The organism is bacterium (genome assembly GCA_021372535.1).
Classification (GTDB): Bacteria; Latescibacterota; Latescibacteria; order Latescibacterales; family Latescibacteraceae; genus JAFGMP01.
In genome coordinates this window covers 13,805-30,807 of sequence record JAJFUH010000085.1, presented here as the reverse complement: position 1 = coordinate 30,807, position 17,003 = coordinate 13,805, and the positions used below count along the sequence as shown (strand labels likewise).

The window sequence follows — 17,003 nt, the reverse complement described above, 5'->3', positions numbered from 1 at the left end:
TGTCCGTGTGTAAAAAACATTGAATTCACGCCATGAAACTTCGATTTCCCCCATCCAGAACGGGCTTATCTTCACCTCACGCTGCGGGCCTTCATCCGGGTCGCGGTACGGTTCGGAATCGGGGCTGCCCATCATGAATGTGCCTCCCGGAATGGCGATCATGTCGAATGTGACGTCGGTTTCCGGAATCGTCTGTGTATAGCTGACGAACTCGTCTGAATCCACCGGCCGTTTCGGGCGCTCGATTTTCGGCATTTCTTCACCGATCGTGATCTCCTCCGCCGGTTTTTCCTGGTAATGGCCGACGGCGATATGGCAGTTGATACAGCGGACTTTTTCGGGCTGTTTCATGTAGTATTCATGAGCCTTTACCCCTTTGGGTGTCAGTCCGAGGCTGTAGAGGTCCTGATGGCATTTCATGCACGATGCGTCATAGGTATAGGTCGCCGCGTGTTCGAGCACGGATTTGGCGTCCCAGTCGATTTTTTCCTTGTCCTTGAAGACAGCGCCGTAGGAGTCGCGGATACCGAGACGGGCTTTTTCGGTCAGGTAATAAAGACCACCCGGCGGGAGGTGACAGTCAACGCAGTGAACGATGGTGCCGCTCTTGTTTTTGTAGTGGGTTGATTTTTTCCATGAATAGGTTGCATGAGGATGAACATGGCAGAATTCGCAGAAATTGTCAGTCGAAGAATATTCGAGTCCCGCATGGCTGGCATACAGTATCGCAAAACCGAGCAGTATACCCAGAACCATGCTGAACAGGAAGAGTCCGATATTGTTTCTGATGTGTCGGAAAACGTTTATAGCCATTGTCGAATGAAATCCTTTCCCGATATACGAAAAAACGATGGGTCGTAAGTGGTTTTTGCCGTATCTTGACTCAATCGTTCAGAAATTATCGAATGAAAATTAATCCTTTACATTAACGTATTACGGATATGGAATCAAGCTCTTTTTTACCGATTGATGATCTGATGGCGATATATGCTTGATTCCTGTGCTTTTCTGCGTTAATCTTACAGATGAGCGCCAATTGTGTGGGAAACCGGTTCGTGGAAAAATAATTTCACTCAGGGACAGGTTGCGACCTGTCCTTGCACCTGCAATGGGAATGTATGTAAACGTGATCGAGCGTTGGTAATCAAAAGATAATCAGATTATCCAGTTTGATAAGCATAGGAAACCTTTTAATCAGAATTGATAATTTCTTCCGATAGTATGTGATCCCCCCTGCCTGCGGCATCCCCCCTTTTTAAGGGTGGCGCGGCTTTTAGGGCACTTTCATCCCCCTTTCTTTTATAAGGGGGAGACGGCGAAGCCGAGGGGGATCAATCATGTTAGCTGATTTAACTGGATAACCGAAAAAGATAATGATCAATAATTTTACCGTCCCCGCCATACGAGGAGATAATAATCATGGCTGAAGACTATGTTCTTGTCGGATTCGATATTATGGAGCGTTTCATGGTCGATGTTTTCAAAGGCCTCGGTGTTCCGGAGGACGATGCGAAAATCTGCGCCGATGTCCTCATAACATCGGACAGGCGCGGCATCGACTCCCATGGCGTGGGCCGCCTGAAAACGATCTATTACGACAGGATACGGGCGGGGATTCAGAATCCCGTCACACGCTTCGAGATTGTCAGGGACGGGCCGTCAACCGCCGTGGTGGACGGTCATGACGGCATGGGTCATGTCATCGGCAGGAAATCGATGGAGCTCGCCATAGAGAAAGCCCGTGCTGTCGGGCTCGGCATGGTTGCGGTGAGGAATTCCACCCATTACGGCATCGCGGGCTACTATGCGCTCATGGCCACACAGGCCGATATGATCGGTATAACCGGAACGAATGCCCGTCCCTCGGTCGCGCCCACATTCGGTGTGGAGAACATGCTCGGCACAAACCCGCTCACATTCGGTATTCCGACCGACGAGGAATTCCCTTTTGTCATCGACTGCGCCACATCGCTGACCCAGCGCGGCAAAATCGAGCTGTACGACCGTGCGGGCAAAGACATTCCCCCAGGCTGGGTTATCGATCATTCCGGCAGGACACGTACCGATACCCGCCAGATTCTCACCGATCTCGTGAAGGGAACGGCCGCACTTACTCCCCTCGGCGGAATCGGCGAGGAAACCGCGGGATACAAGGGGTACGGTTATGGCACGGTCGTGGAGATTCTGTCTGCGGCGCTTCAGGGAGGGAGCTTTTTGTGGATGCTCAACGGTTTGAAGGACGGCAAAAAGGTCCCCTATCACCTCGGGCATTTCTTCATGGCGATTGACATTTCGGCGTTTATCGATCCGGAATCCTTCAAGAAGACTGCCGGTGAAATTCTCCGTCAGCTCCGCGCATCGAAAAAGATGCCCGGCGCGCCGCGGATTTATACTGCGGGTGAAAAAGAGCACCTTGCCTGGCTCGAACGGAAAGACAGCGGCGTTCCCCTGAACAGACAGCTTCAGAGCGAGGTCATTGCCATGAGAGACGAGCTCGGGTTAACCGGGTACGATTTCCCGTTCACCGGAAAAAACAGGTAAAATGATAACCATATTAGGATAATGGATATCCGGCGGGGTAATAACAGAAAAAACGTACTTGTCACATTCTGCCGGTTCATTTATTTTCCTGAAAACCATATGATGATGCTGTGATCTTGAGAATTCTTTCGGATATCCCGATTGATTCAGTACATTAACGAATCATGCATACAACCCGGAGTGTCTGACCGGGGAGAGAATCTGCTGCGTTATGGTGGTTTTCGTGTATATTCCATGGAGGGTGTTATGAAGAAGCTTATTGTGACGGCAGTCTTACTCACGATTGTGGCATCCTCGGTTTCAGCCGCCGGAAAAGGAGAGAATCCCGAAATGATCAGAATCGCCCACTATGTCCCGAGTACCCACTGGGACCGTGAATGGTACGAACCCTTTCAGGGGTACCGGATGCGCCTCGTATCCATGCTCGACGAAGTTTTCAGTACCTTCGAAAAAGACCCTGCCTTCAAGTACTTTCAGATGGACGGTCAGGTCATTCCGATCATGGATTATCTTGAAATCAAGCCTGAAAACCGCGGTAAAATCGAGGCGTTTGTCCGTGAAGGACGTCTCCGTCTCGGTCCCTGGTATGATCTTCCCGATGAGTGGCTCGTGAGCGGTGAATCGCTCGTACGCAATCTTCAGACAGGTAAACGGCTCGCGGGTGAGTTCGGTGCACCGTCCTCGAACGCCGGATTCGTCTGCGACATGTTCGGGCATATCGGCCAGCTCCCGCAGATTTTCGACCAGATGGGTATTCCGGGGGCGCTTGTATGGCGAGGCACGCTTGAAAAAGAGCACCACGGCCATTTCAACTGGAAAGCCTCCGACGGCACCATGATTCCGGTATACCGTTTTGGTCGCTTCGGGTACTGTTCGTATGCGTTCGCCGTCCGCGAGCCTTATGGCACCGTACCGCTGGACCTCGAAAAGGCAGCAGACAGTCTTGTCGAGTATACGATTGCGGAATCGAAACGCTCGAAACTCGGGCCCATACTGCTCTTCGACGGGTGCGATCACATCGAAATAGAGCCCGGAATAACCGAGATGATAGCCCGTGCGAACAAAAAACTTGAGCCGCAGGGCATCAGGATAGTTCACAGCTCGCTCGATACGTATCTCGAAGACATCCTTACGGAGCGTTCGAAGATCGATAAAACGATTATCGGCGAGCTCCGTGAAACGAGCCGCGATCCCGGGTCGATCGACGAGCAGTGGCTGATTCCGGGAGTATTGTCGAGCAGGATTCACCTCAAGCAGATGAACGCCGCCTGCGAGGATGAGCTCTGTCTGTGGGCGGAACCCTTCAGCACATTCGCCATCGATATGGGCAGTCAATATCCCGAAGGTTTCCTCCGTACCGCATGGAAGCACCTCCTCGATAATCATCCCCATGACAGCATATGCGGATGCTCCATCGATCAGGTTCACAAGGACATGATCTACCGGTTCGACCAGTCGCTCGGTATTTCATCGCGGCTCTCTGCGAAAGCCCTGAAAACCATCGCCCTGGCTGCCGCTCCCGCAGATATGCCGGGAGATGCGCTCATGCTCACCGTTTTCAACGCCACAGCAAACACTGTCGATGAGCCGGTTGACCTCGAAATCCCCCTTCCGACGAACTGGCCGAAACGGTTTGAGGAGTTTTTCGGATACGAGGAAAAATTCTCGTTCACCCTGCACAACGCCCAGGGCGAAACCATTCCTTATCAACTTATCGGGCAGGAGCGCAACAGAAAAAGTTTCCGGCGCGACCGGTACAGGCTGCCGGTCGGGGAGAGCCGCAATATTATAACGGTGACTGTACGGCTCAAGGTGCCTGCGTTCGGGTATACGACCCTGCTTGTCACTCCCGAGAACGGGCCGACACGGTATCTCGGCTCGATGGCGATCTCGCACCGCGCGATGGAGAACGAATTTCTCCGCGTGCAGGCCGACCCGAACGGTACGATAACCGTGACCGACAAACGGAGCGGAAAAACATATGGACAACTTCTGACTTTCGAGGACTGCGCTGATATCGGCGACGGCTGGTATCACGGTGTTGCTGTGAACGACCGTATGTGTCTCAGCACGGCGAACGGCGCGGATGTTTCGGTGACTGCGGACGGCATCTGCAAGACCACGATGAGAATCACCGTGAACATGAACGTTCCGAAAGCGTTCGATTTTGCCTCCATGCGCCGTACTGAAGAAACCGCTCCCCTCACAATCGTATCGGATGTTACGCTCCGTAAAGGCGCGGACCGGGTCGAGGTAACCACGACTGTCGACAACACCATCCTCGATCACCGTCTCCGTGTTCTTCTCCCCACCGGAATCGCCGGCGATACCTACCTGAGCGATTCCGCCTTCGATGTGGTCAAACGCCCTGTCGCTCTCGTGGAAGACAACAACATACGCCGCGAGCTCGATGTCGAAACACGGCCCCAGATCACCTGGACGGCGTTTGGCGACGGCAAAGCCGGGCTTGCGGTCGTGAGCCGCGGTCTTCCCGAAACCGCTGTCAGAAATATCCCCGACCGTCCCATCGCGCTGACCCTGTTCCGTGCTTTCCGGCGCGCGGTGTTGACGAACGACAATCCGGGAGGGCAGATTCAGGGCAGGCTCACGTTCAGATATGACATCGTGCCCATTGCCGGGGAAATTCCGGTTCAGCGGCTGTTTCTTCTCGGCCAGCGCGTGAACTGCCCCATTCGGGTCGTCGATATTATTCCGAGAGACCTTGAAAACTTCCGGCAGGCAGGTACACTGCCCCGCGAACATTCTTTCATGACTGTCGGGGGTAATGCGGTGATAACCTCGATTCAGGACATGAACGGGCGCATGCTTGTGCGGCTTTTCAATCCGATGAACGGAACGGAGAAGATTACGATCAAGCCCTCTTTCCGCTGTACGGGCGCACATTGTGTTACCCTCGACGGCCGTGACGATACAAAATCGACCGTGCTGTCCGGGAAGGACGGGATCGAGTTACTTGTTCCACCGAAGCGTATTTCCACGGTGACTGTCGATAAATAACCGGCGGATTTGTCGAATTAAACTACTCTGCAGCATGCTGCGGGGAATTATTCCGATTAAAGTGGTGTACAGGTCGCGGCATGTCCACCACTTTCACCAGCATCATTGTGAATGTACACGCCTGACAGAGGATTGTCATGTTCGGACTTCCGTTCATCGATATCGCGGTCATTGTCGGATATTTCACCATTGTCATAATCATCGGTTTCTGGGCTATGCGGCGTATCAGCACCCAGGAGGATTACTTTCTCGGAGGCAGACGGTTCGGGAAGGTAATCCAGACATTTGCCGCATTCGGCCAGAGCACCTCGCCCGATACCGCGGTGAGCGTCACCACCACGACGATGACCAACGGCGCATCGGGCATCTGGAGCTCGCTCAATCTTCTCTGGGCGACACCCATCTACTGGATGATCTGTCCGTGGTTCAGGAGGCTCCGCATAACCACCATGGGCGATTATTTCGAGGAGCGCTACGATTCCAAAGCTCTCGCGGGATTGTATGCGATCGTCGGTGCGCTCGGCCTGATGGTGCTCCTCTCGGTCGGGTACAGCGCCATGAGCAAGACTGTTCTTGCCCTCACACCCAAGAAAGTCGAAGAATTCACCGCATCAGAACGCGCTGAATACGAATCCGCCCTCGAACTCGACAGGCTCGAAACGGCCGACTATGCCGCGCTCGGCTCCGGGGACCGTGCACGCCTCCGTGAGCTCCAGCTCGCACGGCCCCACAAGATACACTCCCATATCAACGAGAAAGCGCTCGTTCTCATCGTAAGCCTGTGTGTACTGATTTATGCCGCCGCGGGAGGTCTGGAGGCCGCGTTTGTCACCGACACGATTCAGGGAATGTTTATTCTGATTCTGTCGGTGATGTTGCTCCCGTTCATATGGATAAAGATCAATACACAGTTCGGAACACACGGCGTTCTCGGCGCGCTCCGGGTGATTCATCACCAGATGCCGGGCTCGTTTTTCGAGGTGTTCGGCTCCCCGACGACCATTGATTTCACCTGGTATTACATCGTCGCGGTCACCCTGATGGTTGTCATCAACATAGCTGTTCAGGCCAACCAGATTACCGCTGTCGGCTCGGCAAAGGACGAGTTCACCGCCCGCTTCGGGTTCACCACCGGCAGTTTCATGAAGCGGACGGCGACCCTGCTCTGGGGAATTTTCGCCCTCATGGCCGCGCTTGCGTACCGCGGTGTAGTGCGCGATCCCGATATGGTATGGGGCGTCGCGGCGCTCGATCTCCTGGGGCCGCTGAAAATCGGTCTCGTTGGATTGACCATCGCGTGTTTCATGGCGGCGCTCATGTCAACCGCCGATTGTCTCATGATAACGTGCGCGGGCCTGCTCACCCGTAACCTGTACCGTGTCGCCGTGCCCGGCAGATCGGAGCGCCACTATATCATGGCGGGGCGTGTGTTCGGTGCTGTCGTACTGTTCGGGACGGCCATGATCGCGATGCAGTTCGAAAGCCTGTTCGAGCAGATCAAGTTCCTGTGGGAATTCAACGTCATCTTCGGGGCAAGCTTCTGGCTCGGCATGCTCTGGCGCCGCGCGAATCGCAGAGCGGCGTGGGTTTCGGTCATTGTTACCGTCGGAGCGTTTTTCATACTGCCGATTTTCACACCGGTTCTGGTTCCGAAGCTGGCGACGAATACCAGCCTTTCCCGGACAACCGATCCGAAACCGCTCGTCAGAACATATATTGCCCGCGAGGCCGATGTCGAAGCGCGCGCGGCTGAAATAGCGCGATGGGAGAACATGAACGCCCGCGGCGAGGGTGCCGGCGTACGTCCTGAGCCGCTTGCTGTCGGGCAGCGTTTCACGAAAACCTACACACTTCCCGCACGGGCTATTTTCTGGACCGACGGCGTCCGTATCGATGACAGTGGTGTGAAACGCGGTTACGGGAGGCTCAATGCCGACCTTGTTCTCATCGACGCGCTCGGGTTCGATCTCTCGAAAAATCCTCATGCGCTCAACGAAACAATCCGTGTTATTTTTCGGCTTTTCACGCCGTTTCTCATCATCATCGTCATGGGATTTTTGACAAAGCCGGATGATGCCCGTGTACTCGACCGGTTTTATGCGAAAATGAAGACAACGGTCAGGCTCGACCGTGATGAGGATGCACGCGAGCTCGAACACTCGTATGCGCAACCGCACCGGTTCGATCATCTCAAGTTATTTCCGGACTCAAACTGGGAATTCTGCAGGTGGGATAAAGTCGACAGCATCGGGTTCGGCATCTCAGTCGTTATCGCGTTTGCCATTGTCGGGGCGTTTTTTCTCATCGTGCATATCGGTGGATGAATCATGACATCCGGTAATTTGAATAGATACCGAAACCAGTTCGGCATGACGCCTTTCTCTGTGACTCTATAATCCCGGAGTGATAAAGGGGTTTCTCCCGCATGTAAAGAGAGCGCATTAGATATACTCTGCAAGATTATGCTATAGTAGTATATGTTCCTTTTCGGTATTGGCGTTCTTCATGTCCGAAGGAGGCGATCATATGGCGTATCCGGGCAACACGATAAGCCGCCGGTCATTTTTGAAGGGGTGTGCAGCCGGTTCGGTCGGCCCGGTGCTCGCCTGCGCCCGCAGCGGTCAAGAAAATGCGGGTGACAGACCAAAGCCCAATATTATCTTCATCCTTGCGGATGACCTCGGCTACGGCGACCTGGGATGTTATGGCCAGCGGATGATTCAGACACCGAACATCGACCGGCTTGCCGCCGAAGGCGTGCGTTTTACAGACCACTACGCCGGGAGCACGGTCTGTGCGCCCTCACGGTGCTGTCTGATGACCGGTCTCCATACCGGGCATGCGTATATTCGCGGCAACAGCGAGGTCAAGCCCATGGGGCAGCTCCCGCTCCCCGAAAACACGATGACCGCTGCCAAACTCCTGAAAAATGCGGGGTATTCGACCGCCCTTATCGGGAAGTGGGGGCTTGGCGGGCCCGGATCGAGCGGTATCCCGAACCGTCAGGGATTCGACTATTTTTACGGGTACCTCTGCCAGCGTCATGCCCACAATTACTATACCGAATTTCTGTTCAGGAACGAAGACCGTGTGCCGCTCGAAGGCAACAGGGTCGGCGAATCCCGTCAGGATGGAGCCGGTAAAGCGGTGGAACGCGCACAGTATTCCCATGACCTCTTTACCCGTGAAGCGCTCGATTTTATAAAGCGAAGCCATGAAGCTCCCTTTTTCCTCTACCTTGCATATACCATTCCCCATGCCAACAACGAAGCCGGGAACGAAGGAATGGAAGTTCCGGGCGATGAACCTTACACCGGCCGTGACTGGCCGCAGCCGCAGAAAAACCATGCCGCCATGATAACACGCATGGACCGTGACATAGGGACGCTTCTGGCTCTCCTGAAAGACATGGGAATCGACTCCAACACCGTGATCATGTTTTCGAGCGATAACGGCCCGCACCGTGAGGGAGGAGCCGATCCGGAGTTTTTCGACAGCAACGGCCCCCTCCGCGGCATCAAACGCGACCTGTACGAGGGCGGCATACGGGTGCCTCTCATCGTCCGCTGGACCGGAAAAGTGCCTGCGGGAACGGTTAGCGGGCATGTATCCGCCTTCTGGGATTTTCTGCCGACCGCGGCTGAACTTGCCGGAATACAGGCGCCATCGGAGATAGACGGTATTTCCTATGCGCCCGCTCTCCTTGGAGGAGAACAGGAAAAGCACGATTTCCTGTACTGGGAATTCCATGAGGGCAGCGCCACAAAGCAGGCAGCACGGATGGGCCAGTGGAAAGCGGTTCGACTGCGCCCTTCTGCCGGGATTGAGCTCTACGATCTGGCCGATGATATCGGTGAGGAACGTACTGTCGCGCAGAGAAACCCGGATGTGGTCTCGGCGCTTGACAGATACCTGAAAACGGCGCGTACGGAATCGGATATCTGGAAGATATTCGAGCGAGGATGAGTTCGGGTGGTAAAAAACGGCAAAATTCCATTTAAAGTTCCACATCCGTGAAATTATGCGGCTGCCGGCATGTAATTTTCTAGTACAGAATTCAGACAAAATTTTGTATATTATATATTTGTTTTATATTTCATGATAGTAGCCGGTCTGACAATCGGGCCTTAAAACGAATGTAAAATAATAATAATAATCATAATCATATCAAACGAGAGGAAACTCCAACCGTGATGTTATCCGCAGCCGCCAGTCCCGGCAAGATGCGCCACCGTACGCTCAGAGCCGTTTGCGCCATTTTTACACTCTCCCAACTGTTCTCAATCCCGCTGTTCGCCCAGGAAACCAAGACCGTTACCGCGGTCAAAATCGACAGGCCGGTCAAGCTCGACGGCTTTCTCAGCGAGGAGGTCTGGAAGAATGTCGAACCCCTGACCGACTTTACACAGCTCGATCCCCGCGAGGGCGAACCCGCAACCGAGAAAACAGAGGTACGGGTGCTCTTCGATGACAAAAGTCTCTATATCGGGATTATATGCCACGACAGCGAGCCGGACAAGATTATCCACCACGAACTCGCCTGGGATGGCAACATTACGGACGACGACAGCTTCATCATCGGGCTGGACACCTTCAACGACCAGCGGACCGGGTGTTATTTCGGGATCAATCCAAACGGAGCGCAGGTTGACGCCCTCGTTCGGGGTTTCAAGGATACGAACGATAACTGGAACGCCGTATGGGATGTATCCGCGCGGATCACCGATACAGGCTGGCAGGCCGAAATCGAGATACCGTTCCAGTCCCTCAGGTTCAATAAGCTGGAGGAACAGGTCTGGGGTATCAACTTTATCAGGAATATCCGCCGCAAGAACGAACAGGTCCTCTGGACATCATGGCATCGGGAAGACGGCCCCATGCAGTTGTCCAAAGCGGGTAAACTGCTCGGCCTCGGCAATGTCATGCGCGGCAAACAGGTCGATATCAAACCCTATGTGCTCGGAGGCTTGGAAAAAGAAAGGAACGAGAATGTCGACGATGTTTTCAAGTACGGCATCGACGCCAAGTACCCGCTGACCTCGAACCTGACTCTCGACTTCACCGCAAAAACGGATTTCGCACAGGTCGAAAGCGACGAGGAACAGATCAACCTGACCCGGTTCAGCCTCCAGTATCCCGAAAAACGCGACTTTTTTCTCGAAGGCGCCGAGATTTTCGATTTCACCGAAGGCGGGACGAAAATGTATTACTCGCGACGGATCGGCATCACTCCCGATCCCGACCGTCAGCAGGTCCCGATTCTCGGAGGCATGAAGCTTTCCGGGAAGGCGGGCCCCTACCAGATAGGTGTCATGACCATGCAGACCGAGAGGAAGACGGTGACCACCGCCAGCGGCGTCGACAATGTCTACCCTTCGACCAACTACACTGTGGTGCGGGTCAAGCGCGATGTGCTCGAACAGTCCTATATCGGATTCATTGCCACAACGGTGGAACGTGCGGACGCTCCCGATAATCCGCTCACCGGTGTCGACAGAGTTGACCGGTTCATGAACAAAAAGAGCAACGTGATGCTCGGGGCCGATTTCAACTACCGCACCAGCTCATTCATGAAGAACAAGAACCTGGTCATTCAGGGCTATTTCGCGGGATCGCAAACTCCCGATCTGAACAAGGACAACATCGCCGGCCGTCTCTGGGTAGACTACCCGAACGACACGCTTGACGGTTCCCTGCTTTACCATGGCATCGACAACAACTTCAATCCCGAGATCGGGTTTGTCTCGCGTCCGGGCATACAGCAGCTTTCCGCGGTGCTGAACTACACTCCGCGGGTCAATATCCTCCATGTGAAGAAATTGCTTTTCATGCCGTTCGATTACACCTACCTGATGGATTCGAACACCAGGCTTCTCACCCGTCAGCTTCATACCACGCCCTTCGGCATCCTGTTCGATTCCGACGATAAAATCGATTTCCAGTTTCACGAACACTACGAGTGGCTGGACCAGGACTTCAACATCTTCGGCGATACGGTCATTCCGCAGGGCTCGTACGAGTACATACACGGATTCGCCGAATTCGTGAGCTCGAAAAGCAGGCGACTGTCCGGTAGTCTCTCGACATCGTTCGGTGATCATTACGATGGCACACGCTATCAATACTCCGGCTCATGTACCTACAAAATCAACCAGAACTTCGCCATCGGCCCCTCGATGGAGTATACCGACATAACCGCCGGAAACAGCAGCTTCATCGCACGGCGCTACTCCACACGGTTCGTCGCGAACCTTTCGACGCGGCTTTCGACGAACACGTTTATCCAGTGGAACAACAGTTCCAGAAGGATGAACCTGAATTTCCGCATCCATTACATCCCCAAGATCGGCAGCGATGTCTACGTAGTCTACAATCAGATATGGGATGAGGAGGACGACTACCGGACTCTGCAGAATACGGGGATACTGAAAGTGGATTACCTGTTCAGGTTCTGAGGGCCTCATTCCCGGCCATTTTTCCGCTCGCTGTATTATCAGTCGCGGGCAAGGTGAGTATAAACCCCGGAGGGACAAGCTCTGTCATGTCAGATACCTTCAGGGAGCCAAGATATTCTCACCTCTTTCGCACCCTCGATCTAAACGGGGGGAGAGAGGGGATATCGTGAAGCGACAGAGGTGAGTGTAAAACATTTAATAACTCGACCCTTGGGGCGGGTAGCTCATTATTCGGATTGTTTTATAGGGTATTCGTGAAATAACAGTTTTAAAAAACCGATTAATTTTGCATATTATACAATTGACTGTTGAGTAAATAAACATGAACTGGATCATGTAAAGGAGTATGTTATGGAAATCCGGTATGCACCTGACACTATACGTTTCGAGATGATGAATACGACCGAGCTCAGGGAGAGTTTTTTGCTCGAGGAGATGTTTCTGCCCGGTGAAATCACCATGGTCTACACCGATGTCGACCGTGCAATAGTCGGCTCGGCCGTTCCCACGGGGACTTCGCTGAAACTGGAGGCAGGAGAGGAACTGAAGGCCGAATTCTTCGCCCAGCGCCGTGAGATCGGTGTCATCAACATCGGCGGCGACGGCTCCGTGGTGGTCGACAGCACCGTCTATGACATGGTCAAGCTCGATGCCCTCTATATAGGACGCGGCAGCAGAGACATAGAATTCAGGAGCGTACAGGCCGATAATCCCGCGCGCTTTTACTTCGTCAGCTATCCCGCGCACGCTTCCTATCCGACAACCCATGCCCAAATATCCGCCGCCGAGCCTGCCAGACTGGGCAGTTCACGCGAGTGCAACGAACGCACCATCTACAAGTACATTCATCCCGCCGGAATCAAAAGCTGCCAGCTCGTCATGGGCTGTACGCTCATGGCGGAGGGAAGTGTCTGGAACACCATGCCGGCTCACACCCACGAGCGGCGTTCGGAAATCTACATGTACTTCGATATTCCCGCGGGCGCCGTGGTGTTCAAATTCATCGGCGAACCCTCCGAAACCCGTCACATCGTGGTGAGAAACGGCCAGGCGGTCATTTCCCCGAGCTGGTCGATTCATTCCGGCGTCGGAACCTCGAACTACAGCTTCGTCTGGGCAATGGGCGGCGAAAACCAGGAATTCGGCGATATGGACGGCATCGCTGCGGACGATATGATGTGAGGAAAGACAGGCATAAGGCACAAGGCAGAAGGGAAAGACCTCGATCGGCTGAGACGCGGATGTGGATGACTGAGGCAGGGGGTGAGTGATCGGCGATTCAGAGGCCTGATATAATGCTTTTGTCACGTCTTTTCACTACATGAAGGTTTTTATAACGATCAGTCACTGAAAAGTCGTCTTGTGTCACCTTAATCTACTGCCAAACTTCCGGTGCGAGATTTTACTTCCGACCTTCGAAAGCCGTAGTCCGCTGATTCCTGCATGAAGACCGTCGAGGAATACCGAAAATGCCGCGGGCCAGCGCATTCGATACATGCAGTATACATGGTATACGGTATAATTTGTTCGGTTTCCTGTTAACAGGTAGTGCTGTCGAGCATTCATACAACTGACAGAAGTCAGCAGTCAGTGAAAAAAAGGGTGTGGTCGCTCACTTATTACCGAGAGGTAATATACACAATTTCAGGGTAAAAGTCAAGAGAAAAATAACGTTAGTTTGGTTTAAATGGAATATAAGAAACGATAGCGGTTTTTTATCGGGAAAAATAATTCGTCGGATTCAGTGGTTGTATCTTAATAGTCCATCCACTGGAATTACATATCCACACAATGAAACCGTTTTTCCATGGAATTCGCTCAGACGGATAACGTCTGGTAGATGACCGGGCGGTACTTCGGCGCAGGGATCGGCTTGTTTTCAGTACGTGCAGCCTGCAACCAGAGCTCTTTGGCTTTCTGCACCTCTTTCAACGCCTCCTCGGGAGTTTCACCAAACGCCGAGCAGGCCACCAGGTCCGGGATATCGGCGATGTACCTACCGTCCTCCTCAGAATAGAAAATGTTTATATGGTAGTCTCGCATTATTCCTCCTTTTTATTCCGGGGATGAATCCCCGGTCTATTTCCGAAAAGTCCCTGCCGGGACTCTATTCCCCTCAGTGCCTTAGTGTCTCAGTGCCATGTCTTTTCACTTGTGCCTTTTGCCTTGTGCCTTGTGCCTTGTTTTTCCCCCTTATGCCTTGTGCCTTGTTTTTCACTTCTTGAAACATATCGAATACACATCCGCATCCTTCATGACGAACCGGAGCTTTACCGGCCTGCCCGCAAGGGCGCTCACATCGGCGCCGTTCTTCCAGGTGACCGTCCGCTCGACTGAATCGCCGATGATTTCGTCCGCATCGTCGAGACTGTAGCCCGGAATGGCTTTCCCGGAGGCATCCTGGATTTCGGCCTTGACCCATCCTGCCGCCGAAGTCGAGAAATTGATGATGAGCCTGCTTCCTTTGAATGTCAGCGGCTTTGTCACCATCTCGCCGCCGGCGTATGGGGCATTCACCGACACGAACCCGTCGGTGCGGAGGGTGAACCGGAGGAGATGGCACGTTGGCTGGGCGTAGTGCGCCTGCTTGTAGATCGAAATCTCGTCCGGGCCGGTCGGAACGATGCCCCATGCGGTCATTCCCGCGCGTGAAGCCCAGTTGCCGAGGTCGGTGCCGGGCCGTATGAAGCCCTCCATGAATGTGCGGTCGTAATGGCTGCCTCCGCGGCTGGTCATGAAAACCGCCTCGGCGCAGTCGCTCTTGTATGTTTCGTTGACTCCGAGGGAATGCGCCTGTTCGTCGGTCAGGACTTTCCGTCCCGGCATGAAGCGCATGGGAATGGCGATATATATGTGCGGCGCGCGGAAGTACGGCGATGTCTGGTTCGTATAGAGATGTTCGACCGGTGTATCGCCGAAATCCATCGGTACCGGTTTCGTCCAGGTCAGGAAATCGGTCGAGGTGGTTCTGCTGATGGTGCGGAATCCCTTGAATTCCCCCGATGTCCATGTGCGGAAGTAGCAGACATACCGCTGCTCGTGATCCGACCAGAACGCCACATTCTGGGAATCGAACGCCCCCTCGGTGATGAGCGGCTGTTCGCGGAGTTTTTTCCATCTGATACCGTCCGGAGATACGAATGCGACAAGACCGCTCTCGCTTGTCCCGCTGAGCGCTTTGTAGCGTTCTGACTGCGGAATTCCGGGCTTCGTGTCGAGAAACGGGGCGAAGTTGTGAGAAAACGGCGGGGCGTTTGCGAGGATGACATTGTTCTTCTTTGTTCCCTGAACCTCGATGAGGCCGAGATCGAGTTTGACCCATCGGATGCCGTCGCTGCTCTCGGCGTAACAGGTCACCTCTTTGTCGGAACCGTCCGCACCCGCCACAGGGAGACCGCGATAGTACATGCGATAGGTGTCCCCGTCCTTGATGACGGTGATGTAGCCGACGAACGGACCCTCCCACGGGTTATCGAACCTGAGCACTACTTCCGACTGCCGGGGTTCGTGGAGCTTGAGATGTGTTCCTTCCATGTTCTCAATGAGGAAGCGGTCGACAAAAAGTTCGAGCCGTGAACCGATATCGATGACCGGTTCGGCTGCATGAGCCCGTGACGGGAACAGGCTGAGAGTGCATGCAAATAACAGGCATATGAGAATGAGGCGCTTGATCGCCGATGGCTGGGATGTTTGCTGGGTCATGGTATGCGCTCCTTTTTTTCTGTTTAGTGATACGGATTGATTATCATAATAACATGCATTATTATAATCAAGTAAAGCAAAAAAAATCAGTTTTAGGTTGACAGTTCCGCAGCTTTCGTTCATTTTTGGGGGACACTGGGATTATCTGCTTGTTCAATTAAAGCAGAATACCTTAAAATGGTGTGTTATTGCTATAATTCATAGTTAAGATAGAACTGCAGGGGTTTAGTAAATCGCTGCCGGTGTGTGTTTCCCGTTGAAAAGCCCCGAATGAACGAGCGGTTTTCGGAAAAAGAAGTGCAGCTGTCCGAGCACATTGAAAATGTGTGAGTTCTGCGCTTCCCGAAAATTGCGAAGTAAATGAGGAATCAGGCTTTTCGCGGTGCGCCCTTTCCTTTGGTTTCTTTCCTTCGGGCGAGCAAAGGAAAGAAACGTAATTGAATACAATATTAATTGAATAACAATATTAAGGTTTATGAAAGGTCCTGACCGTCATGAATATGAGAAGAAGTAAAGTATTGCATAAGCTCCGCAGCGGCGAGGTGGTGAACTGCTTCAAGCTGAACCTTGCCGATGGCCGCGCCGCGGAAATTGCCGCCATTGCCGGGTTCGACTGCATCTGGGTATGCATGGAGCATGTTGCGAACGACTGGGAGGTCATCGAAAAGCAGATATGGGCGTCCAAGTCATACGACACCGATGTGATGGTTCGTGTCTCCCGCGGCGGGTACAGCGATTATGTGCGTCCGCTCGAACTCGATGCTTCGGGAATCATGGTGCCGCATCTCATGAGTGTCGAGGATGCCCGTCAGGTGGTGCGCATGACACGGTTCCATCCGGTCGGGCGGCGCCCTGTGGACGGCGGCAATGCGGACGGGGCTTACTGTTCCATCGAATTCAGGGAATACCTCCGCCAAGCCAACGAGGAGCGTTTCGTCGTCGTTCAGATCGAGGACCCCGAACCGCTCGAAGAGCTCGATGCAATCGCTTCGGTCGATGGTATCGACATGCTCTTTTTCGGGCCGGGGGATTTCAGCCATGGCATCGGAGTTCCGGGTGAGTGGAATCACCCGAAAATTCTCGAAGCGCGCAAGCGGGTTGTCGAAGCCGCTCTTGCCCATGGCAGGTTCGCCGGTACGGTCGGCGGGCTCTGGAATCTCGAAGAGCTCATCGCCATGGGATACCGGTTTATCAATCTCGGCGCCGATGTGCTCGCTCTCAACGAATATGCGGGAAAACTCATCGATGGATTCAGACAGGCAACGAAATGAACTGACAATAATAAAG

Annotated in this window: 10 protein-coding genes; 7 read left to right on the top strand and 3 right to left on the bottom strand. The window is 53.6% G+C overall.

Going from position 1 to position 17,003, the window contains the following annotated elements:
• The coding region (locus tag LLG96_08340) for a NapC/NirT family cytochrome c (protein MCE5250215.1) at positions 1-813 on the bottom strand (813 nt) is incomplete at its 3' end.
• A gap of 606 nt (positions 814-1,419) precedes the next feature.
• Here LLG96_08340 and LLG96_08335 point away from each other — a divergent pair.
• The 6 genes from LLG96_08335 to kduI all read left to right on the top strand — a co-directional run bounded on the left by LLG96_08335 (position 1,420) and on the right by kduI (position 13,196).
• Positions 1,420-2,541, top strand: coding sequence for an Ldh family oxidoreductase (locus LLG96_08335; GenBank protein ID MCE5250214.1), 1,122 nt, complete (start codon positions 1,420-1,422; stop codon positions 2,539-2,541).
• Between the two features lie 246 nt (positions 2,542-2,787).
• Positions 2,788-5,559 carry a glycoside hydrolase family 38 gene (locus tag LLG96_08330; protein MCE5250213.1) on the top strand — a complete coding sequence of 924 codons (2,772 nt, stop codon included), beginning with the start codon at positions 2,788-2,790 and terminating at the stop codon, positions 5,557-5,559.
• A 137-nt stretch (positions 5,560-5,696) separates the two neighbouring features.
• The gene (locus LLG96_08325) at positions 5,697-7,883 is read left to right on the top strand and encodes a sodium:solute symporter family protein (protein MCE5250212.1); all 2,187 of its coding nucleotides are present in this window, start codon (positions 5,697-5,699) and stop codon (positions 7,881-7,883) included.
• A 202-nt stretch (positions 7,884-8,085) separates the two neighbouring features.
• Positions 8,086-9,525 (top strand): arylsulfatase, encoded by a 1,440-nt coding sequence (locus tag LLG96_08320; protein MCE5250211.1) that lies wholly within the window; start codon positions 8,086-8,088, stop codon positions 9,523-9,525.
• A 227-nt stretch (positions 9,526-9,752) separates the two neighbouring features.
• The gene (locus tag LLG96_08315; protein MCE5250210.1) at positions 9,753-12,014 is read left to right on the top strand and encodes a carbohydrate binding family 9 domain-containing protein; all 2,262 of its coding nucleotides are present in this window, start codon (positions 9,753-9,755) and stop codon (positions 12,012-12,014) included.
• Positions 12,015-12,365: 351 nt separating this feature from the next.
• On the top strand, positions 12,366-13,196 hold the full coding sequence (gene kduI, locus LLG96_08310; GenBank protein ID MCE5250209.1) for a 5-dehydro-4-deoxy-D-glucuronate isomerase: 831 nt from the start codon (positions 12,366-12,368) through the stop codon (positions 13,194-13,196).
• 636 nt (positions 13,197-13,832) lie between these two features.
• On the opposite strand, the gene LLG96_08305 is transcribed toward kduI, so the two are convergent.
• Together LLG96_08305 and LLG96_08300 are read right to left on the bottom strand one after the other, a co-directional pair.
• Positions 13,833-14,057 carry a type II toxin-antitoxin system HicB family antitoxin gene (locus tag LLG96_08305; GenBank protein MCE5250208.1) on the bottom strand — a complete coding sequence of 75 codons (225 nt, stop codon included), beginning with the start codon at positions 14,055-14,057 and terminating at the stop codon, positions 13,833-13,835.
• A 171-nt stretch (positions 14,058-14,228) separates the two neighbouring features.
• Complete coding sequence (locus LLG96_08300; GenBank protein MCE5250207.1) at positions 14,229-15,716, bottom strand: hypothetical protein; 1,488 nt, start codon at positions 15,714-15,716, stop codon at positions 14,229-14,231.
• Between the two features lie 494 nt (positions 15,717-16,210).
• On the opposite strand from LLG96_08300, the gene LLG96_08295 reads away from it, so the two are divergent.
• Positions 16,211-16,987 carry an aldolase gene (locus LLG96_08295; protein MCE5250206.1) on the top strand — a complete coding sequence of 259 codons (777 nt, stop codon included), beginning with the start codon at positions 16,211-16,213 and terminating at the stop codon, positions 16,985-16,987.
• The last annotated feature ends 16 nt before the right edge of the window (positions 16,988-17,003 follow it).